22 protein-coding genes, 1 tRNA gene, 1 other RNA gene and 2 pseudogenes are annotated in these 20,496 nt (G+C 65.7%); 13 read left to right on the top strand and 13 right to left on the bottom strand.

Going from position 1 to position 20,496, the window contains the following annotated elements:
* Positions 1–148: 148 nt before the first annotated feature.
* Complete coding sequence (locus IPJ61_RS04880; RefSeq protein WP_297103737.1) at positions 149–571, top strand: hypothetical protein; 423 nt, start codon at positions 149–151, stop codon at positions 569–571.
* Between the two features lie 52 nt (positions 572–623).
* On the opposite strand, the gene IPJ61_RS04885 is transcribed toward IPJ61_RS04880, so the two are convergent.
* Positions 624–1,553, bottom strand: a complete 930-nt coding sequence (locus IPJ61_RS04885) for a hypothetical protein (RefSeq protein WP_297103739.1) — start codon at positions 1,551–1,553, stop codon at positions 624–626.
* 156 nt (positions 1,554–1,709) lie between these two features.
* Positions 1,710–1,922: pseudogene (locus tag IPJ61_RS04890) on the bottom strand (IS630 family transposase); the annotation flags it as partial.
* A gap of 89 nt (positions 1,923–2,011) precedes the next feature.
* Between IPJ61_RS04890 and IPJ61_RS04895 the strand changes: the two are divergent.
* Positions 2,012–2,380, top strand: a complete 369-nt coding sequence (locus tag IPJ61_RS04895; protein ID WP_297103262.1) for a hypothetical protein — start codon at positions 2,012–2,014, stop codon at positions 2,378–2,380.
* Positions 2,381–2,450: 70 nt separating this feature from the next.
* A complete protein-coding gene (locus tag IPJ61_RS04900) occupies positions 2,451–3,488 on the top strand; it encodes an integrase core domain-containing protein (RefSeq protein WP_297103741.1) in 1,038 nt (345 codons plus the stop codon).
* 81 nt (positions 3,489–3,569) lie between these two features.
* On the opposite strand, the pseudogene IPJ61_RS04905 reads toward IPJ61_RS04900, so the two are convergent.
* Positions 3,570–4,379 (bottom strand): annotated as a pseudogene (locus IPJ61_RS04905) (ISNCY family transposase); the annotation flags it as partial.
* A gap of 369 nt (positions 4,380–4,748) precedes the next feature.
* Between IPJ61_RS04905 and IPJ61_RS04910 the strand changes: the two are divergent.
* The 3 genes from IPJ61_RS04910 to IPJ61_RS04920 all read left to right on the top strand — a co-directional run bounded on the left by IPJ61_RS04910 (position 4,749) and on the right by IPJ61_RS04920 (position 7,682).
* Positions 4,749–5,318: a hypothetical protein gene (locus IPJ61_RS04910; protein ID WP_297103743.1), complete on the top strand. Its 570-nt coding sequence runs from the start codon at positions 4,749–4,751 to the stop codon at positions 5,316–5,318.
* Between the two features lie 865 nt (positions 5,319–6,183).
* Positions 6,184–6,774: a type IV toxin-antitoxin system AbiEi family antitoxin domain-containing protein gene (locus tag IPJ61_RS04915; protein WP_297103745.1), complete on the top strand. Its 591-nt coding sequence runs from the start codon at positions 6,184–6,186 to the stop codon at positions 6,772–6,774.
* Positions 6,771–7,682: a nucleotidyl transferase AbiEii/AbiGii toxin family protein gene (locus IPJ61_RS04920; RefSeq protein ID WP_297103746.1), complete on the top strand. Its 912-nt coding sequence runs from the start codon at positions 6,771–6,773 to the stop codon at positions 7,680–7,682. Before IPJ61_RS04915 ends, IPJ61_RS04920 begins: the two co-directional genes overlap by 4 nt.
* A 214-nt stretch (positions 7,683–7,896) precedes the next feature.
* Here IPJ61_RS04920 and IPJ61_RS04925 read toward each other — a convergent pair whose 3' ends face one another.
* The 9 genes from IPJ61_RS04925 to prfB all read right to left on the bottom strand — a co-directional run bounded on the left by IPJ61_RS04925 (position 7,897) and on the right by prfB (position 15,456).
* Positions 7,897–8,121 (bottom strand): helix-turn-helix domain-containing protein, encoded by a 225-nt coding sequence (locus IPJ61_RS04925; protein WP_297103748.1) that lies wholly within the window; start codon positions 8,119–8,121, stop codon positions 7,897–7,899.
* Positions 8,122–8,190: 69 nt separating this feature from the next.
* Positions 8,191–9,438 carry a tyrosine-type recombinase/integrase gene (locus tag IPJ61_RS04930; RefSeq protein ID WP_297103750.1) on the bottom strand — a complete coding sequence of 416 codons (1,248 nt, stop codon included), beginning with the start codon at positions 9,436–9,438 and terminating at the stop codon, positions 8,191–8,193.
* Between the two features lie 173 nt (positions 9,439–9,611).
* Positions 9,612–9,979, bottom strand: a transfer-messenger RNA (tmRNA) gene (ssrA, locus tag IPJ61_RS04935).
* A gap of 23 nt (positions 9,980–10,002) precedes the next feature.
* Positions 10,003–10,596 carry a DUF1707 and DUF4870 domain-containing protein gene (locus IPJ61_RS04940; RefSeq protein WP_297103752.1) on the bottom strand — a complete coding sequence of 198 codons (594 nt, stop codon included), beginning with the start codon at positions 10,594–10,596 and terminating at the stop codon, positions 10,003–10,005.
* Between the two features lie 71 nt (positions 10,597–10,667).
* Complete coding sequence (smpB, locus tag IPJ61_RS04945) at positions 10,668–11,150, bottom strand: SsrA-binding protein SmpB (protein ID WP_297103754.1); 483 nt, start codon at positions 11,148–11,150, stop codon at positions 10,668–10,670.
* 23 nt (positions 11,151–11,173) lie between these two features.
* Entirely contained in the window at positions 11,174–12,547 is a 1,374-nt protein-coding gene (locus IPJ61_RS04950; RefSeq protein WP_297103755.1) for a M23 family metallopeptidase, read from the bottom strand.
* A 59-nt stretch (positions 12,548–12,606) separates the two neighbouring features.
* On the bottom strand, positions 12,607–13,509 hold the full coding sequence (gene ftsX / locus IPJ61_RS04955) for a permease-like cell division protein FtsX (protein ID WP_297103757.1): 903 nt from the start codon (positions 13,507–13,509) through the stop codon (positions 12,607–12,609).
* A gap of 19 nt (positions 13,510–13,528) precedes the next feature.
* Positions 13,529–14,215 (bottom strand): cell division ATP-binding protein FtsE, encoded by a 687-nt coding sequence (gene ftsE, locus IPJ61_RS04960; protein ID WP_297103759.1) that lies wholly within the window; start codon positions 14,213–14,215, stop codon positions 13,529–13,531.
* 128 nt (positions 14,216–14,343) lie between these two features.
* A complete protein-coding gene (gene prfB, locus IPJ61_RS04965) occupies positions 14,344–15,456 on the bottom strand; it encodes a peptide chain release factor 2 (protein ID WP_297103761.1) in 1,113 nt (370 codons plus the stop codon).
* A 74-nt stretch (positions 15,457–15,530) separates the two neighbouring features.
* On the opposite strand from prfB, the gene IPJ61_RS04970 reads away from it, so the two are divergent.
* The 7 genes from IPJ61_RS04970 to IPJ61_RS05000 all read left to right on the top strand — a co-directional run bounded on the left by IPJ61_RS04970 (position 15,531) and on the right by IPJ61_RS05000 (position 20,190).
* Positions 15,531–15,986, top strand: coding sequence for a GatB/YqeY domain-containing protein (locus IPJ61_RS04970; protein ID WP_297103763.1), 456 nt, complete (start codon positions 15,531–15,533; stop codon positions 15,984–15,986).
* Positions 15,986–16,372, top strand: a complete 387-nt coding sequence (locus IPJ61_RS04975; RefSeq protein ID WP_297103765.1) for a pilus assembly protein CpaE — start codon at positions 15,986–15,988, stop codon at positions 16,370–16,372. Before IPJ61_RS04970 ends, IPJ61_RS04975 begins: the two co-directional genes overlap by 1 nt.
* A 53-nt stretch (positions 16,373–16,425) precedes the next feature.
* Positions 16,426–16,499, top strand: a tRNA-Val gene (locus tag IPJ61_RS04980).
* A gap of 62 nt (positions 16,500–16,561) precedes the next feature.
* Positions 16,562–17,260 (top strand): hypothetical protein, encoded by a 699-nt coding sequence (locus IPJ61_RS04985; RefSeq protein WP_297103767.1) that lies wholly within the window; start codon positions 16,562–16,564, stop codon positions 17,258–17,260.
* 103 nt (positions 17,261–17,363) lie between these two features.
* On the top strand, positions 17,364–18,350 hold the full coding sequence (locus IPJ61_RS04990) for an aldo/keto reductase (protein ID WP_297103769.1): 987 nt from the start codon (positions 17,364–17,366) through the stop codon (positions 18,348–18,350).
* A gap of 87 nt (positions 18,351–18,437) precedes the next feature.
* Positions 18,438–19,217 carry a helix-turn-helix domain-containing protein gene (locus IPJ61_RS04995; protein WP_297103771.1) on the top strand — a complete coding sequence of 260 codons (780 nt, stop codon included), beginning with the start codon at positions 18,438–18,440 and terminating at the stop codon, positions 19,215–19,217.
* 31 nt (positions 19,218–19,248) lie between these two features.
* Complete coding sequence (locus tag IPJ61_RS05000; RefSeq protein ID WP_297103772.1) at positions 19,249–20,190, top strand: hypothetical protein; 942 nt, start codon at positions 19,249–19,251, stop codon at positions 20,188–20,190.
* Between the two features lie 30 nt (positions 20,191–20,220).
* On the opposite strand, the gene IPJ61_RS05005 is transcribed toward IPJ61_RS05000, so the two are convergent.
* Entirely contained in the window at positions 20,221–20,496 is a 276-nt protein-coding gene (locus tag IPJ61_RS05005; protein WP_297103775.1) for an acylphosphatase, read from the bottom strand.

The raw sequence follows: 20,496 nt of genomic DNA on the forward strand, positions 1-20,496 counted from the left end.
CACTGACGTTGGGTGCAAGTTCGCTGATTCGGGACACGGGGTTTCTGGATCGAGGGGCCCAGATTGCAGTGACCAGCGGGGTCTACTTGATGGACAGGCCGGCTTTCGTCTCGGGTTAGCGCGCAGCGCAAGGCCGTAGACTCGCGACATGTCCAGCAGTGAAAGGCGCCGTCATGCGGTCCCAGCTGTCCTGGCCCTTAAGACCAACGTGGCCAATTTCTTAGCACGCGCCGAGCGGGTCGCGGCCAGTCCGCTCGCAGTCAAAGACGCCAAGTTCAGTGTGCAAATGCAGATAGACCTGAGGACCGGCGACGTGGCGGCGACCCGTTTCGATGCACAGGTTCTCCCCAAGGACGATTGGCTGACGATAAGCGTGAAGAAACTGACTTCACAGGTCGAGTGCGAGCACGTGTTGCTGCGGGGCAAGCTGAAGCCAATTCGCAGCGGCTTCGCGGCGTGGAAGCGTCACCCGTTCGCGTACGCGGGAGACCTCGGCGGAACTCCTCCGCTCGATCGAGCCAGGAGAAGTTTGGCGTCAAGAAGTCAGGATTGTAACTTTGGAGGAAGGTAATTCCGGCGGCCGCCAAAGGAGTCCAATAGCGGCATTCCCAACCTTCGGTCGCCTAGAACGGCGGTAGCGAGGTCGCCAGAGCTACAGCCTCGCGAAGGGCCGACGACTGCTCACTAGGCGCCCTGTCTACTTCGGTTTCCGCAGTCCTTAGGAGCATATACAGGCGCTCGAGAGCATCCATGTCTCTGGCATCGCTCCGGAGATGCCCGGAAAGATACTCGTAAGATCCTCTGTCCAGCAGTTGCTTCGCTAGTTGATCAATACGTTCAATCAACCCGGCTTGTGACGAGATCAGCTTCCCGTGGCTGGCAATCCGGTACCGGTGGTCTCGCTCACGCAATTCTTCTCTACTACGCCGATCCGAGAGGGCCATAGACTCCATCACAACGGACTCAAGCACTTGCACTCCACGCGTAACGGCGTCTAGCCGCTCTAGGATTGCCTGCTCCGGGTCGGTTGCACTTGCGCGGGTCTGGAGGTCTCGGAACACCATGCGTACAGGATGCATAGTGTTCCTCAACTGTTCGTCAGAGTCCTCGTGCCTGGCGTTCATCAGGTGGTCTGTGAGCGCCTCCCGAGCTGGGTTGGCTTCGTCCGCTCGGGTCGAGTACCGAATCACCCGCTCGTCAGTGAAGTCGAAGGGGGGCCCACCCGCTTCCTGCTGCAACAGGATAACTGGTTTGTCGGCAGCATGTGCGATCGCAACTTCGTACATGACGTTGGGATTCCTTCCGGTCAAGTCAGCGATGCATACGTCGGCATGGACGATGTCGCGGACTACCTTCGCCGTGATCGACCCAGGAGCCCGTACTTCGTCAGCACGCACCGGCGCCTTGAACCCTCCTGCTTCCTTTGCCGCGGGTTTGACGATCTCGTCAAGGAACAACTTCGTGAAATCGAAACCATCATCGTCCACTTTCCCGATTGGAGAGATAACGAAGATGCTCTTGGGTTCTTCACCGGGTGTGCCTGGGGTTGCCATGACCCCATCGTGTCAGATTCGCACCTGGACGTGCGGTTTACACGCCGCGCATAGCCCTAATCAGGCCGACGGGTGCATGCACCCGAGGCACCCTTGTTCGGACCTACTAGTCCAAACAGCGTTCCGCGTGGCCGATGGTCGGAGGTATTGAAGTCACTAGTGTCGCGTGTTTGAAGTCTGTTTACGGTGGGCTTTGGTGAGGATGTCGTCTGCGGACTTGGTCCACACGAATGGTTCGCAGCGTTGGTTCCAGCCGTCGATGAAGGTCTCGATCGCGGTGATGAGTTCCTTGACGCTGGTGAAGGTGCCTCGGCGGATGGCTTGACGAGTGATGATGCCGAAGAAGATCTCCACCATGTTCAGCCATGACCTTTGCGCGTCTGAGATCGCTAACCAGGATCCGGTTTTAAATGTCCGCGTCCTTGCTGGTTGGATCAACCGGACAAGGAGATCAGATCATGACTACACAGCAGCCATCGGTGGCGGGCCAGTCGGGCCAGTCGGGCAGGGCGTCGCGGCGCAAGCGTAAGAGGCTCGCGCCGTCGCAGAAGTACGAGGTCTTCACCTCGGTCTTGACCTCGTCGGCGACCCAGCGGGAGCTGGCCGACAAGTATGGCATCGACCGGACCACGATCCGTTCGATCTGCGCGACCGCGAAGCAGGGCGCGTTGGACGCGTTGGCGGCGGCGGTGCCCGGTCGGCGCGGTAAGACGGCCGAGCAGGCCGAGTTGGACGATGCCCGGGCGGAGATCGAGCGGCTCAAGGCCACCATCTGTGAGCAGGCCGTCGCCCTGCATTTGGAGAAGGGAAAAGACGGTTGGGAATGATCGCCGGCGCCGTTCCCAGCCGTGTGGATGCGCCGGTCAAGAAGGCCCTGCTGGACTGGTCGATCATGCTGTGGCGGAGGGCTTCTCCACACGGTGGGCCTGCCGGCAGCTCGGCGTGGACCACGCCCGGGTGCTCACCTGGCGGTCCCGGGCAGCGGACGGCGGCGACCTGGCCGACGCGCAGCCCGGCCCCCTGCCCGGGGAGGCGTCGCATGCACTGTTGGACTGGGAACGCGACGAGATCGTCCAGATCGTCCGGGACTGGGAGCAGGTGGACCTCTCGCACCGCAAGCTGGCCCACCGCGGTTCCTATCTTCAGCGGGTGTTCGTGGCCGAGTCCACGGTGCTACGGGTGCTGACCGCGGCCGGGATGCACCTGCCCGGCCTGCCGCCACGCCCACCGCGGCCGAAAACGCCGTGGCCGGAGTGGGCCGAGCTGGTCCCCGGGGTGATCTACATCTACGACTTCACGCACTTCTCGGCGCTGCCCGGCTGGTGCGCGCTCGCCGTCGTGGACGTCGTGTCCCGCTACTGGCTGGCGACCGTGTTCTCCCCGGAGGAGACATCGGTGCAGGTCGAGAACGCGTTCATCGACGCTCTGGAGGCAGACGGAAAGGGCTGGCTGCTCGAGGATCTGGCGTTCGTCGACCAACTGGCCTTAGGCGAGATCCCAGATAACGACGAACGAGTGCCGATGCTGCTTGCTGTCTCCGACAACGGGCCCCAGATGCGATCCGACCGCACCGCGCAGTTCATGGCCATCGCCCGCATCGCCCAGCACTTCGGACGCCCAGGCACTCCGAACGACCAGGCGTGGATCGAGTCGTTCTTCGGCCACCTCAAGACCGAACACCCACACCTGGACACCATCGACGACCCCGCCGTCATGCGCACCGAACTAGACGCCAGAAGAGAGCACTACAACAACGTCAGACTCCACGAGGGCATCGGCTACGTCACCCCCGCCGACGAGCACTACGGCCGCGGCGACGCGATCCGCAAGGCCCGCCGCGACGGCCCAGCCGACGCCCGCGCGACCCGCATTGCCACCCGCCGCGCCATGCGGCACAATCAACCCAAACAGACCAGCCCGGATGAGGACAATTAAAACCCGCTACTGGTTAATTATTTCAGAAACGTGGCGCCCGTGCGTTGGATGACGCGCTCGATGCAGGGCGTGGGGCTTCGGCGGGGTCCCGGGCTGGACAGCGTGATCAAGGATGACGCCGTCGACGTTGTCACAGACCTGCGCCTTGTGGCTGAACTCGACCTGTTTCCCGAGACGGCCCCAAGCGATCGGCCGCGCGTCGGGATCGCGGAGACTGGACCGGCGCGTGGCCCCTGCCGGGCTCACCCCACCGACCCGTTGACAGGTCTGGCCGGCGAGGACACGAGTCTCAAGAAGTCCTGTCAGGTCGTTGTCTGCTCGGGCGAGTCGACCTCGCCGCCGGCCCGCAACGCATCCTTCCGCCCGACCGCGGCCAGATCGGCGGCCTTCCTGGCCTGGTGCAGCGCTCGGTTCGCGTTGCTCAGCAGCCGCTGGGCCTCACTGGCGGACAGATCGGCCAGTTCGGGGTTCTTCCGGCGGGCCAGCACCAGCATCTCGTCACGGCCCTCGGAGCTGCGGCTGCGGAGCCTCTGTTCTGATCATGGGCCCGCCGTCCAGCCGCCCGGGACCGATCACGGTGCTGGTGCGGGCTGTGCCGCCCGCGGCCTGGACGTTTCTCCCGGTCACAGCGATCCTGCGGACCGGCTCGGACCAGGCCCGAGTCGGTCGGGTAGGCCACGTTCGACGGCACCACACTGGTGTCGAACCGCACACCCGGGTACAGCGCAGCACCTTCGCATCGGCCGCCCTCGCCAGCAGCCCGTCGTGGAGGCCATCGGCGGCCGCTGATCCGAATGGTCGTCAACTTCATCAACGTCGTCGAATGAGGCTCCGACGGGTCAAGAGCGATCCGGCAGACTGGCGCCACGTGATCGAGTCCGAGACTTCCCTACTCTCGACTCACAGAACCGTCCAGTCTTCGCCCAGTCGAAACCGACCAGTTTTCGGGCGTCGTCCACACGGAATGGGCGCTGCGTCGAAGACAAGATCCCTCTTGAAGGCCACGGAGACGGCGGCTGGCTGGCCGAAGGCAGGGAGCTCCTCGCCAGTTGACATACTCACCCCAGCCCCTCCTGACGTGACGAGCATCTGGCTGGTCGAGCAAGCCGGTGGATGGTGCTCGCGCCCACAGCCGTGGCCACCAGTCTCACCGAGGGCACGGGTCAACTATCACGATGGGGCTTAGAGTATATTCTTGCTGGAGATCGCCATGAGTCGGTCAAACGGTGAAACCCAATATGGGTGTCTTAAGGGGGACTTATGGACTACTCGGATCGGTATCGGGGCGAAGCCGCTGCTCGCGAGGCAAAGCGTAAGGAAAGTGAGGAGCGGTTGGCGGCTGAGCGCGAATCTGCACGTGTTCGTGAAGCGGAGGCTGAGATCAAGCGTGCTGAGTTCGAGGATTCTGCGCATGGGGCTGTAGAACGATTTCTCCGCGAGATGCGAGAGGCAGGAAATCCTGGACTAGTGCGCGTTGAGCCCAAGTTACCGAAAGGCGGGCGTCGCAGGTGGGGACTGTACGATGGGGAAGTTGAAGGGATGTTGACCTACATCAGGCGAAGAAGTCGGGAGTTTGACGCGTATAACTCCTCGCATACGGTAATCGGCTGGATGCATGACCGCTCCCTAGTTCTTTCTATAGAGGGGGAATGGACGCGGATCTCCAATCCTGGGAGCTATGGGATTGATGGCTGGATCGAGGGCAAGGATCGAGAATATCATGTATACACACCAGCCCTGGAGCATCTGACTACTACGCCCTTCAATTCAATCGACGACCTCGAGGAGTGCCTCTACGCCATGTACCGAGACGCTCTGGATTCCCGTTAGCGAGTTCCAGAAAGGCAACGAAAAGATGTCCTCCTTTAGGAGCGGCCCATCACGCCAATCAATCGAATTTCTCGGGCGTGACGGCGGTCCCCGGATCAGCGAGTCGAGCGACGCACCGAACAATCGGACATGGGCATGAGCGTGAGTTCACGACCATGGGCATGTCCGCAACGTCACACACATCGGCCGTCGATCGCTCGACAGCGCAGCTCGGAGCCGACGCAACTGCCGACGCGCGCCAAGCCGCCGGAAGCGAGCCGGGACCGGCGTGGCAGCGGGCTGCCGATCGCGCCCCACGTCAAGGCGCTGAAGGACCGCTCCATCGTCGACACGTTGCTCACCCAGTGAGCAGGCGGGCCCGCAGTGGCGACTCTCACACCCTGATTCCGTAGCCGCCCTGTGGCGTAACACGACAGGCCAAGCCCCGCCCAGCTGTCACTCATCCACCGGGCCCATACACGCCCACCCGTCTCGATAGACGCAGGCGGGCACTCAGTTGGGACGAAGTACAAGGTCAGGCCAGGAGGAGTTGAGGCTGCAGCTTGGGAAGGCGACACCGCCAACTTCTACGGGGCTCGGGCAGCTCGACGCCCGAGTCGCAGTCCGAGTTCATGTCGGCCCTGCGCGGCACGAGGGCGGCGGCGCCTGGCTAGCTATGACCACTCACCGCCCGTTCAGGGTGACTCCCACATCGCATCTGGCACGAGGCCCGATCAGCGGCTGACGAATGCGATTCCGACTAGGCTAAAGACCTCGTTGGGCTGACAAGCCTTGAACAGGTGCGTCACGACCCAGGCGAGAGGCCACTCGACACGCGAGGATCGAATCCACACATTCTATCTATCGGCATGCAAGACTTCGATCCATGAAGGAACTCGGTGACGACCTCCCTCCGACATTCACCACCGAGACCGCCAGACTCCAGGGAGTCCATCCACGCGACCTGTACGCCTGGCGGAACGCCGGGCATGTGGTGGAACTCTCGCGTGGCGTCTTCCGTCGAGCTGACGCCCCACCAGCGTCGCACCCGGACGCTCTGGCGGTGGCGTACCGGACGCCCCGGGCAATCGTGTGCTGCGTGTCGGCCGCAGCAGTTCACGACCTCACCGACGAGATGCCCCCGGCCGTGCAGATCGCCGTGCCAGCCAGATCCCACACCCCCGTCATCGACTACCCGCCGGTGACCGTCTTCCGATTCGCCGAATCGATCTTCGAACTCGGACTCACCTCCTTCGACGCAGCCCCCGACGAGCCCGTGCGGATCTACGACCCGGCGCGCACCGTGGTCGACCTCATGCGATTCAGACGACGCCTCGGCGAACCAGTCGCCCACGCAGCCCTCCACCGCTATCTGGCCTCCCCCGGCGCCCGCCCGGCCCGACTGCTGGACTATGCCGAAGCACTCGGCGTGTTCGGCCCCATGCGCACAGCCCTCGACGTGGCCAACGCCCGATGAACAACCCGACGCGCGACAGCCCAGCAGGCCGCGCCTACCTCGACCTGCAGAACCGAGCACGCCGGGACCGTCGCGGTACCCAGGAACTGCTGACCATGTACGTCGTAGAGCGGTGGCTAGCGCGCCTGTCCACATCGCCCTACGCAGACGACTTCGTCCTCAAGGGCGGGATGCTGCTCGCAACCTTCGGCGCCCGTCGCCCCACCGTCGACGCCGACGCCCTGGCCAGGAACATGGCCTCCGATGCCGACACCGTCGCCGCACGCGTTGCCGAGATCGCCTCACTCCCCGACCCGAACGACGGCGTCGAGTTCCTCACCGCGACGATCACCACCGCCGCGATCCGCGACGACGCGCTCTACTCAGGAGTCCGCGTCACGATGGTCGCGCAGCTAGCGACCGCGCAGGTCAAGCTCCGCCTCGACATCAACTTCGGCGACCCCATCACCCCCGCACCGCGTCAAGTCGAGCTCCCATCCCTGCGCCCCGGCACTGATCCCACCTCAATCCTGGGCTACCCCATCGAAACAGTCCTGGCTGAGAAGCTGGTCACCGCCATCGAACTGGGCCAAGCCAACACCCGCGTCCGCGACTTCGTCGACATCCACCTCCTCACCGGCACACAGACCCTGGAATGCGGGCCTCTACGCGCCGCAGTCGAGGCGACCTCGCAGTTCCGCGGCGTGACACTCAGCCCACTCGCCCACGCCACCGCAGGACTCGGGGCACTCCGAGCCGAGACCTACACCGCCTACCGCAAAGGACTCGGACCCATCGGCTTTGCACTCCCCCATGAGTTCACCGCCATCATCGCGGCCGACGCCAAGTTCATCGACCCAGTCCTCACTCGACTCCCCCCGGACGCCACCTGGGACCCCACCACCCGACGATGGGTCCAACCCTCGTGACCTCAGCCCCACCGACCCCGCCCCCGGGGAACCCACCCCAGATCCTTCGTCGCACGTTCGCCGCACGAAGAGCCAGAATCACGGGTAGATTCGCTATTGACACTTGTCAGAGTTATTTCGAACAAGGTTCAAGTCCTGTATCGAAATCGACACCCGTATGCTCTCCGAGATGGCACGACAGCCGGCGCTACCCAGCTTGCGCTCGACAGGCAGTTCAGCGGTGGCCTCGCCTCATCCAGTCCCCCGCCGTTGGGATGGGGCGGAACTGGCGCTCGAGATCCTTGACCCGCACCCTGATGATCCGTGCACCGAACCGAGCCGCCGGCAGGACCCCCGCGGCAATGCTTCGACGAAGCGTGTCGACGCTGACCCCGTAGACCTGGGCGGCCTGTTGCAGGGACAGCCACTGGGGCTCAGGTACTTGGGCTGGTGCCGACATGTCAAACTCCTTCGTCTTGGTCTGCATGTAGTAACCCCTGTGAGTGCTGGCCACGGCGCAAAGCCGTCGTTAGCCGCCGACCTGGCGGCCGGCCGATAGCTTCGAGACCAGGGAATGCAATCTGGTCTTGGTCGCGTGCTGGTAGCGCTGGGCGACCTGTACGTCGCTGTGCCCGCCGAAGGTCAGCAGCTCCTCGGTCGTGGCCCCTGCCTCGGCGATCATGGTGAGCGCCGAGTGCCGGAGACCATGCCAGACGAATCCGTCCGCTATCAGCGGCAGTTCGGCGGCGGCCAGCTTCTCATTTGCCCTGTCGATGGCCAGGCCGAAGTGCCGCCGCAGGACATTGGGGTGCAGGTACTGGAGGCTCAGGGGGGCTCTGGGGAAGAGAGGAGCCTCAGGGTCTGTTGCCACACGCAGCCGGAGTTGCTGCTCCAATGCTTCGGTCAGTTCAAGATCGGGGGCAAGAGGCAGCTGTCGTATCCCGGCCTTGGTCTTGGGAGTGTCGAGGACCAGACCGTTCCCGCGGCTCTGCAAGGCGCGCGCGATGCTCAGCCACTCCCCCCGCACGTCGCGACGCTGCAGGCCGAGGACCTCGCCGATTCTCAAGGCCGTCCATCCGGACAGGAGAACGGCGAGCTTCTCTCCGGGGGGCATCTCGCGAGCGATGGCGCTGATCTGCTCACGCGTCACCACCTGGTCGCCGGCTTCTCGCCGTCTGGTGGGCCGGTGTTGCGTGCCCCCGACGACTTGGCAGGGGGACCGGTCAAGCTTGGACTTGAAGCCCGCGGGAAGCCCCTTCAGTTGGCCTGTGGCGAAGTTGAACATTCCGCCCAGCACCATGTACGCACCACGTGCGGCACCGTTTCCATGATCGGCGGCCAGGCGGTCGAACCACTGCTGAACCTCCTCCGGCGTCACGGCATCGATGGGGCGCATCGCGAACGCGGGCAGGATGTGAGTCTCGATGCGGCGACCGTAGTCGTAGAGCGTTGACTGCTTGCGGCCCATGCGGCGGACATGCTCCAAGTAGTCTGCGGCGAGGGCGCGGACGTTGTACCGGTCCAGCTTGGCGCCGCGCTCGAGGGCTTCCCGCTGCCGGCGCTCAGCGCGGACGGCCGACGGGGGAACGAAGACGCCCCGCAGTACGTCGGCCTGAGCGATGACGAGCGCCGCTCGTGCGTCACGCAGAGTGTCGAAGCGTCCGACCAGCTCGCGGGAGCCGTCCCAGGTGACTCGGACCTGGTACAGCATCACGTCTCGATCGCCGCGCCTGCGGTGGACGATCGATACGCCTCTCGGTAGTTGCTCTGCCACCATGCGCACCCCTCGGCTCCTGCTGATACCCAACGGTACCTGGAAACCTGCGGTACCCAGGTACCGTTTTTCTGCATAGAAGTGCCCATCTGGGCCCTGTTGTGCGACTAGCGCTCACCGCTCAATATGGCTCTGACAAGGGAAAAGGGGCCGTCAGCGAACTGACGACCCCTAGGGCGTGGAGGTGGCGGGAATTGAACCCGCGTCCTTGAAGGATGAACCAGGGCTTCTCCGGGTGCAGCCGACTGCGCGTTTTACTCGGTCCTTGCACTCACGTCGGCATGTCGCAAACGGACCCAGTTCCAGTAAAGTCCCGAGGAGCCCCTGAAACGCGGGCTACTCAGCAAGCCTTCTAGATGAGGCCAGGAGTCGGACGGAAGGCTCGTCCGAGCTGACCCTTCGTTAGCTGATCAGGCAGCCAGAGCGAAGTCAGTGCGGTTGTTGTTGGCACTTATTGGTTTCCACGCAGCGTTAACGAGATAAACGTGGATCCTCGACCCGCTTCCCCTGGGACTACCGCCCCAAGTCGAAACCAGTCACCCCCTGTTGAGTTGTCAGTCACCCAGTCTAGCGCGTCCGGGCCAGCTGCCGAACATCGCTGCGCTTCGGACGGAACAGCAGCAGCCCCTCGAACGGCTGGGTGCCGGGCTGGCCGTTGAAAGCACGCACGCCAGCCCAGATCGTCGCGGTGAGCCACGCCAGCCAGCCGATGAACATGATGCCGCCGATCCCGAGCAGCTGCGAAAGGATCAGCGCGCCGACCGCGGCCACGAGCGCTGTCAACTGCAGGCTGAGCGCCCGCGACGCCTCCCACCACAGCGCAGAGCCGGGGCGCGTCGACGCCTTCACGATCGCCGGGGCGATGAACGACGTGAGCAGCCCGCTCAGCTGAACGAGGCCACCGCCGACATTTTCGGCGGGACTGGGCTGCCCGGGCGCCGTCGGCCGCAACATCACCGGAGCTATGCGCGCCAGGCCCTGCAGCGACCGATTGAGCTGCACCCGGTCGTGCGCGTTGAGGGCAAGGTCGAGGCGACGGTCCAACTCGGCCTCCCCGATCGTCCCGCTCGCGTACTGCGCCTGCAGGTGATTGACCGCGCGCTCGCGCTGGTCGTCGGAGATCAGGTACGGGGTGTGTTGCGGCTGATACGGCTGGCTCATACCCACAAGTGTGTCCGCGCCCCGACGGCGCGCCAACCGGGAAAGCCCCTGATCAGACCCTTGATTGGGACTCAGCGACGGTTGTACCGGTTCCGGGTGGCGAGCGCGCGCTCAGCCTCTCGCTTCGCATCCCGATCGGCGATGTCGCGGCGCTTGTCCCAGTCCTTCTTGCCGGTGGCGACGGCGATCTCGACCTTCGCATACCCGTCCTTGAAGTACAGCGACAGCGGAATCAGCGTGCGGCCCGCGCCCTCCAACGCCCGGGAGATCTTGGCGATCTCCCTACGATTCAGGAGGAGCTTGCGCGACCTGCGCGCCGAGTGGTTGCGCCAGGTACCGAACTCATACTCCGGGATGTGGGCGTTGATCAACCAGGCCTCACCGCTGTCATCGATCGATGCGTAGGCGTCGCCCAAGGTCGCCCTTCCGTTGCGGAGGGTCTTGACTTCGGTGCCTGTCAGGACCAGCCCGGCCTCGTAGACGTCCTCGATGGCATAGTCATGCCGCGCGCGCCTGTTCTGCGCGACGAGCTTTCGTCCTTGTTCCCTGGGCATCGGTCCAGTATGTCACCCGAGGATCAGCGGAACCACTTCGCCATCGGGTTCACCAGGCTGCCGTTGTCCCACACCATGAGGTGCAGGTGGCATCCCGTCGAGTACCCGGTGCTGCCCACGTAGCCGATGGTCTGGCCCTGCGAGACCCGCTGGCCAACGCTCACGACGTACTTGGACGCGTGGTTGTAGCCGGTCGTCACGTAGTGGCCGTTGACCTTGCCGTGATCGATCATGAGCCGGTTGCCGTAGCCCGCGTTGTAGTAGCGGTCGCTCACGACACCGGACGCCGCCGCCTTGATCGGGGCGCCGCACGCGGCACCGAAGTCGGTGCCGTCGTGGAGCTTCCAGTACCCAAGGACGGGATGCAGACGCATGCCGTACTGCGACGTGATCCTGCCACCCGCGGGGTAGATGAAGCGGCCGGACGAGCTGCTCGACGATGAGCTCTTGGACGACGAGCCCCGCGAACTCTTCGAGGAACTCGACGACTTCTTGTTCGACTTCTTGCTCTTGGACTGTCGGGCGGCGCGGTCGGCCTTCTCTTGGGCCGCCTTGCGGTCGGCCTCCAGCTTCGCCTGGCGCTTGTTCTCTCTAGCGATGCGGTCCTTGATGCGGCGCTCGACGTCTGCGGCGTCGGCCTCGAGGTCGGCCTGAACCTTCTCGGCCTCCGACACGACGCTGGCCGCGCGCTGTTCCATCTCCTGCCGCTCGGCGAGCAGGTCGGCGACGTCGTCGCGCGCCGCGTCGGCCCAGCGCTCGGCCGCCTCGCGCTCCTTAAGCTGCTTCGCGGCCGCCTCACGGAGCCTCGTGGCCTCCGCCTCGGCCTCCGCCGCGACCGCCTCCGCGGCCTCCAGCGCCAGCCGACGCTCCTCCAGCTCGTCCAACTGCTTGGCCGACGACGTGAAGAGGGTCTCGGCGAGCTGGGCGCGGGCGTTGAGGTTGCTGGTATCGACGTCGTGGAACAGCAGCGCCAGGTTCATCAGGCCGTCGGTGTTCTGGGTCGTGACCAGGATCTCTTCGTTGAGCCTGCGGTTCGTTGAGTCGAGCGCGGCCTGCGCGGCGGCGACATCCGCCTGTGCCTGGGCCAGCTTGGCTTCCGCTGCCTCCAGCTCGGCCGCAGCCTTCTTGTCTCGCTTTTCGGCGGCCTCGCGCTCCCGCTCGGCGGCGGCCAGTCGCTGCTCGGCGGCCTCCAGGTCGGCCTCTGCCCGTTCCGCGGCCGCGACGGCGTCGTCGTGCTCGGCGACCGCGGCGTCAACGACGGACTCCTGCTTCTCGATCTGCTGCTGCAGCTGGTCCTTCTTGTCGTCCAGCTTGTCGGCGTGAGCCGGTTGCCAGGTTCCCAGAAGTCCGACGGTGAGCGCTGCGGCGACGATGCCCCGTGCGTACTTCAAGGCCACGCCCCGACGCTGGGACGTGCGCGATGGTTCCCGATTCACTCTCGAGTCCTCCTGGGCGCCTAGATCTTCAAGTACTTCCGTGTTGCCAGCAGCGTGGGGATCACCGCAAGGGCTATTCCGACCGCCGTGACGGCCAGAATGGCAGTTGCCAGGTCTCCCCACCCAATCCAGGGTAAAGAAGAGATCGAGGGTTTGGCGTTCTCAACGATGACGAACCAGTAGCCCGCTGTCAAGGCTATGGCGGCAATTCCGATGCCGATCAGGCCGGCGACAAGCGACTCCAGCAGGAACGGCAGCAGGATGTAGATGTTCGACGCGCCGACGAGCCGCATGATGCCGATCTCACGTCGTCGGGCGAAAGCCGCCATCCGGATCGTGTTCGCGATCTGGAGCGCGCCGGCCAGTAGGAGGAGGGCGCTCATCGTGAGCGTCGCCCACTGCAAAGCGCCCAACCACTTGAACATCGGCTCAAGGATGGTGTGCAGGTCCTGCACCTTCTGGACGCCCTGAAGCCCCTTGGCCTCGCTGACGACGCCGGCGAAGTTCTCCGGGTTCACCAGCTTCACGCTGAACGAGTCCTGCATGTCATCGGCGGTACGCGACGCCAGGGCAGGAGAGTCCGCGAACACGCGCTGGAACTCCTCGAACTGGTCCTGCTTCGAGACGTAGATGACCTCGCTCACCTCTGGGTTGTTCTCCAGGGTGGTGCGGATGGTGTCACGTTGGGCGTCGGTGGCGTCCTTGCCCTCTTCGCAGAGGCCGCCGGTGGTGTTGGCCGTGCAGAGGTACACCGAGATCTGGATCTTGCTGTAGAGGTCGCGCTTGGCGAGGCCGACCTCCATCGCCGTCAGGAACCCGGCGCCGAGCAGGGTGAGCGAGACGCCCATGGTGACGACGACCGCGATGGTCATGGCCAAGTTCCGGCGAAGGCCGGACCAGGTTTCGCGCAGTGAATGCCGCATGTTCGTGAGTTCTCCTGTCCTACGCCGTGCCGTAGACGCCCTTGGCCTGGTCGCGCACGAGCTCGCCGGAGCGCAGCTCAAGCACCCGGCGGCGCATCTGATCGACGATGGACGAGTCGTGCGTGGCCATGATGACCGTGGTGTCGGCCCGGTTGATCCGGTCGAGAAGCTTCATGATGCCGACGGAGGTCTCGGGATCGAGGTTGCCGGTGGGTTCGTCGGCGATGAGGATCTTGGGACGGTTGACGAACGCGCGCGCGATGGCCACGCGCTGCTGCTCGCCGCCGGAGAGCTCCTCACAGGGGCGCTCCTCCTTGCCGGAGAGCCCGACGAGCTCCAACGTGTCCGGCACGATGCGCTTGATCTGCTTCGCGGGCGTCCCGATCACCTGCAGCGCGAACGCCACGTTCTCGTAGACCGTCTTGCCCGGCAGCAGCCGGAAGTCCTGGAACACGGTGCCGATCTGGCGGCGCAGCTGCGGCACCTTCCACTGGTTCATAGTCGTGAGGTTCTTCCCCGCCACGTACAGCGTGCCCTTCGTGGGCCGGTACTCGCGCAGGATCAGGCGGAGGAACGTCGACTTGCCGGAGCCTGACTGGCCGACGAGGAAGACGAATTCGCCCTTCTCAATCTCCAGGTTGATGTTGCGCAACGCGGCGCGCTCCTGTCCTGGATAGAACTTGGTGACGTCCTCGAACGTGATCACTGATGCTCCGACGGGTGGGGGAAGAATCTGAGAAACTCTCAGACCGGACGAGTCTATGCGACGACCCTGCGACCCCCAACCCGACACGCCTACAGGGCGCCGGTCGCCGAGGCGGCTGGCCGTGAGGCTTACGCGGCGGATTCGCTCTTCTTGCGCCAGCGGATGCCGGCGTCGATGAAGCCGTCAATGTCGCCCTGGAACACGGCCTCCGGGTTGCCGACCTCGTGCTCGGTGCGCAGGTCCTTGACCATCTGGTACGGGTTCATCACGTAGGACCGCATCTGCGCGCCCCACGAGTTGCCGCCGTCGCCCTTGAGCGCGTTCATCTCCTTCTCGCGATCCTGGCGGGCCTTCTCAAGGAGGCGGGCCTGGAGCACGCGGAGGGCCGCGGCCTTGTTCTGCAGCTGCGACTTCTCGTTCTGGCAGCTGACGACGATCCCCGTCGGCAGGTGCGTGATGCGGACGGCGGAGTCGGTGGTGTTGACCGACTGGCCGCCGGGTCCGGACGAACGGAAGACGTCGATGCGCAGCTCACCCTCGGGGATGTCGATGTGATCGGTCTCCTCCGTGACGGGCAGCACCTCAACGCCGGCGAACGACGTCTGGCGGCGGCCCTGGTTGTCGAACGGCGAGATGCGCACCAGGCGGTGCGTGCCCTGCTCGACCGACAGCGTGCCGTAGGCGAACGGCGCCTTGATGGCGAACGTTGCGGACTTGAGGCCCGCCTCTTCCGCGTAGGACGTGTCGTAGACCTCGACCGGATAGCCGTGACGGTCGGCCCAGCGCATGTACATGCGCATGAGCATCTCGGCGAAGTCGGCGGCGTCGACGCCACCCGCCTCGGCGCGGATGGTCATCAGCGCGTCGCGCGGGTCGTACTCGCCCGAGAGCAGCGTGCGGACCTCGAGCGCCGAGACGTCGGAACCCAGCTTCTCCAGTTCGCGGCTAACCTCGGCGCGCGCGTCGGCGTCGCCCTCCTCCTCGGCGAGCTCGAGCATGACCTCGGCGTCCTCAAGTCGGGACCGCAGCCCGACGAGCCTGTCGACCTCACCCTGCTTGAACGACAGCTGGGACGTGACGCGCTGGGCGTTGTCCTGGTCGTCCCACAGATTCGGCGCGGCGACCTGGTCCTCCAGCTCGGCGATCTCGGCACGGAGTTTTGCGAGGTCGGCGACGGCCTCGATCGAATCGAGGGATCGGCCGAGGTCCGAGATACGAGCGGTCAGGTCTTCGTTAGCCACAGTCGGGCAGTCTACCTCGGGCGGTACCCTGTGTGAGTTCACGCACGATCGCGTGACGGGTGAGAGGACCTGAGATGGCTGCGACGAAGGATCGGCTGAAGCGAGACCTGGCGGCTGCGCTGCGCGCCAAGGACGAGCCCGCCAAGACGAACATCCGGATGATGATGGGCGCCATCACCGTTGCCGAGGTCGCCGGCGCCACCGCCCGTGAATTGAGCGACGCCGAGGAGATCGCCGTCGTCACCAAGGAGATGCGGCAGCGCCGCGACGCCGCCGCCGTCTACGCGGAGGCCGGACGGACCGACCTCGCCGAGAAGGAGACCGCAGAGGCGGACTTCATCTCCCAGTACCTCCCCACTCCCCTCACCGAGGACGAACTGGTGGCGCTCGTCGACGAGGCCATCGCCGCGCTGGGCGAGCCGCCGACGATGAAGCACATGGGCGCTGTCGTGAAGGCCGTGGGCGTTAACGCCGAGGGCCGCGCGGAGGGCAAGCAGATCGCGGCGCTCGTCCGGTCCCGGCTGGGCTGATGCTCTCTCACGCCCTGGCCGAGCGGTTGCGCGACGCTGTCGCTTGGCGTCCCTCCCCCGGTGACCGGTTCTTCATTCCCAACAAGGAGATGGACGACGAGGTCTTCCACATCGCGGAGATGACGGTCGAGGTGCACACCCACCACGGCGTCGAGACCGTCAAGTTCAACGGGACGACGGAGTGGGCGCTGGACTCGCTCCCCAAGGACGACGTGCTGTGGCTCCCCCGCGAGGACCAACTGCGGAGCCTCCTGGGCGAGCATTTCGTGGCTTTGGAGCAGCAGCCCGACGGCTGGGTCGTCACCTACCGCGCGGCGGACGGCAACCACCGCACCCGCGCCGGCGACGTCGAGGACGCCTACGCCCTCGCCGTCCTTGGCGAGTAGTGGCGCGGACGAGTGGCCCGCGACCGCGTCGATGAACTAGCCTGTGTCCGCTCGCGCGCATAGCTCAGTTGGTTAGAGCACCTCCCTTACAAGGAGGGGGTCGGGGGTTCGAGTCCCTCTGCGCGCACCGAAAGCCACGCTGGCTCGCCTGCCCGAGTTGGTCGCATCAGGCGGGCTACTGTGGGAGCCATGATCGAGGCTGTGACCGACGCGACCGAGTTGGGGCGCGTGTACGACGACGTTCTTGAGCCGAGCTTTCCGCCCACGGAACTCGTGACGCGCGACGAGTTCGTCGCGGCCGGCGCCGCCCAGGACCTGGATGTCCTCGTGGCCCGCGCCGACGACGACGGCATTCAGGGCGTGATCGTCGGCGCGCAGCACGGTTCCGGGGTGCTTGTGAACTGGCTCGCCGTCGGCGGCGGCACGCGGGGCGGCGGCGTCGGCGGCCTGCTCCTCGACGCCGGGCTCGCCCGCTGGATCGGCAGGGACGGCGTCGCCGTCGTCCTCGGCGAGGTCGAGCGACCCGACGTGTTCTCCGCGCACCCGCAGCATGGGGACCCGGAGCGACGTCTCGCGTTCTACGCGCGCCGCCGCGCGACCGTGCTCGACATGCCCTACTACGAGCCGCCGCTCCGCGAGGGCATGGAGCGGCTCCGCGGCCTGCTGCTCGTCGTCCTCGCCACCGCCGAGCAGGCGTCGGCGCCGCGTCTCCTCACGCCCGCCGAGACGGGCGCCGTGCGCGACGTCCTCCTCGGCACGATCGGCCGCGCGGAACCAGGCGACGACGAGACGGCCCGGATCTACGCCGTCGTCGACGATCCGGCTGGCCTCCGGCTCCTCCCGCTCTCCGACTACGCGTCGACGCCCCTCTCCGTCGCCGACCGGTGAGGGCCGAGGCGCTGGCAGGCTTTCGGTGTACTGGCAGTACGCCGAAAGCCTGCGCCGTCGGGCCTAGTGTTTCCTCATCACACACCTGACGGAGGAGATAGCCATGCACAGAAGGACGCTCGGACAAGGCCTTGAGGTCTCCGCCATCGGGCTCGGGGCGATGGGCATGTCCATGTCCTACGGGCCGAACCCCGGCGACAGGGACGACATGATCGGCGTGCTGCGCTACGCCGTCGAGCACGGCGTCACGTTCATCGACACCGCGGAGGTCTACGGACCCTACGAGAACGAGGAACTCGTCGGCGACGCGATCGCGCCGGTCCGCGACCAGGTCGTCGTCGCCACCAAGTTCGGCTGGAACATCGTCGACGGCCGTATGCGCGGCACCGACTCCCGGCCCGAACAGATTCGACGCGTGGCCGACGCCTCTCTGCAGCGGCTCAAGGTGGAGACTATTGACCTGTTCTACCAGCACCGCGTCGACCCTGACGTCCCCATCGAGGACGTCGCCGGCACCGTCGGCGAGCTCGTCGCCGAGGGGAAGGTCCGTCACTTCGGACTCTCCGAGGCGGGAGCGGCGACGATCCGCCGCGCTCACGCCGTCTTCCCTGTCACCGCGGTCCAGTCCGAGTACTCGCTCTGGACAAGGGACCCGGAAGCCGAGGTGCTCCCCACGCTCGCCGAGCTCGGCATCGGCTTCGTCCCCTTCAGCCCGCTGGGCAAGGGATTCTTCACCGGCACCGTGAAGGCCGGCCAGGAGTTCGGCGCGGGCGAGATCCGCGCCCGTGTCCCGCGCTTCCAGGCCGACAGCCTCGCCGCCAACCAAGCGCTCCTCGACCACGTCACCGCCCTCGCCGCGGAACGCGAGGCGACACCCGGCCAGATCGCGCTGGCGTGGCTGCTCGCGCAGGGGCCCTCCATCGTCCCGATCCCCGGCACGCGTCGCCGCGGCCGCATCGACGAGAACGCGGGCGCCACCGCCGTGCGTCTCTCGGCCGACGACATCGCCGACCTCAACCGCCTCGTCCAGCGCCTCGGCGTCGCGGGGAACCGCTACGACGACGCGGGCATGAAGATGGTGGGGTTGTAGGCCACCATCAGCGCACGGCATCGACTGCGAAACACGCGTGATGACTACTGGTGTTTCTTTTTCCGAACACGCTGCTAAAATCGGTCCATGACCGAACTCGCCACCGCTTTGAGTGTCGCCCGTAGCGCCGCGGGTATCTCGCTGCGCGACCTGGCTCGAATCGGGAGACTGTCGCCATCAGTGATCTCCAAGGCCGAAAATGGCTCGGACGTGGCGATGAGCACTTACCGTCGGCTGATCGATGCTGCCGATCTTGGTCCCGACCTGAGACCGTTGGGTAGACCGGAGGCTACCTATGTTGCGCGCGCCTTGCTTGAGGACGAGGACACCTACGAAGCCCCTCTTCCGGCGGATTTTCCGTACTGGATCGAGCGGTGGCAGAGGCTCGGAATCGTGGACGACCAAGGTCGAGCAACCAACGAACGCCTGCTTGCGATGCGCGCGGGACGTTCGGGCTACCTGGCACGGCGGCCCATGTCCGTCAGGCTCCCCCGCGTCGGCACCGCTGCCGAGATCGGAAAGGCACTCGGAAGCTCGGGGGTCGAGTACGCGATCACAGGCGGCGCTGGCGCGAACCGCTTGGTGTCGTATGCGAGCGAACCTTGGCCCGTGCTCTACGTGAGTGACCTCGCCAAAGCAGTCGAAGCCCTGGGGATCATTCCCCGTCTTCCGGGACAGTTCGGCCCATCCACCACGCTAATTGCCTTCGATGGGTTCAACGACAGCGGACGCTGGCAGAGCCAGCCGAGCGGCCTCTGGTATGCCGCGCCCTGGCAGATCGTCCTCGACTGCTACGGCGGCGTCGACCGCATGATCAACCAAGCAGACGTGATCCTTGACTCCTGGGAAGACAACTCAAACGATTGACCGCCGCGATGGCAACCGCTCGAACCAGCACTTGAAGCGCTTCAGGCCACATACGACGGATGAGCCCGAACGGGCGGCCGTCGCAGGCCCGGGCCGCCGCGTTGAGACGCTGGACCCGACGCTTGTCACAACGAGGGCGTTCCTATGCCGCGCGCTCGATGGCCTCGCCGCCCAGTTCGAGGCCGTAACCGTCATCGGCTCCCACGCGGTACACGAGCGCACGAAGCGCCTTCCCGATGTCGAATCTACCTCGACCAAGGACGGCGACCTCGCCCTGACGCCAGAACTGGCCACCGATGAGCCGAGCATCGAAGCCCTGATGCGACGGCAAGGCTTCCGCCCCCTGATGGAGATCGCAGCCGACCTATCCGATGGTCACCGTGGCAAGACCCGTTGGCTCTCCAGGCCGGGCCTTTGGGGAACAGGAATCGACGACGCGGGTCAGCCCATCGAAGAGGTCGACCTGCTCGTTCCCGAACCATTGGCTGGCGGCAAGGGACGCTCGACCCGCTCGATGCCCGCGCACGGGAAGGCGAAGATCGGGCGCGTCTCCGGTATCGAACTCGCAATCCTGGAACGCGACCTGGTCGAGTTCGAGAACTTCGAGGACGGCACAACCCGACCAGCGTACGTGGCTCGGCCATCCGGCATCATCTGTGCCAAGGCCCAGAAGATCTGCGACCGACTCGACCCTGACCGTCCCGAGCGAGCTGCCAACGTCGGCAAGGACATGGTTGACATGTGGCGTTGCATGGCCGTTAGCGATCCCAGGGAAGTCGAGGAGCAGTTCTCCCGAAACCAGACCCACCCGACGATGGGCGCTGCGATCTCAGAAGGACGCGCGAAGCTCGTGCGGCTCCTCCGCGGCAGCGAACTGGAGGGCCGGGTCACGGATTCGCTCGAAGCATTGGGTGCAGACCCCAGCGGCGTGCCCGAGCTATTCGCCAAATGGCGCGCGCGACACACCCTCTGAGGGGAGCAACACGGACGAGGATGGCCGACCTCACGCGTCCAGGCGGATCTCGAAGCCCGCGCGGCCTTCGACCGTGCGAGGAGTCACGCGGCGGTTCGCGACGCGGGCTCCGGCGGGGCCGTCGAGCATCCAGCCGAGCGCCTCGTCGACGGCGGACTCCGGGCCCTCGAGCTCGGCCTCGACGGAGCCGTCGTAGCGGTTGCGCACCCACCCGGCCAGGCCGGCGCCGCGCGCGACGGCCCACAGCGAGTACCGGTAGCCGACGCCCTGCACCCTCCCGGTGACGACGACGTGGACTCTCTTCAT

It is taken from the genome of Tessaracoccus sp. (assembly GCF_016714275.1).
GTDB lineage: Bacteria > Actinomycetota > Actinomycetes > Propionibacteriales > Propionibacteriaceae > Arachnia.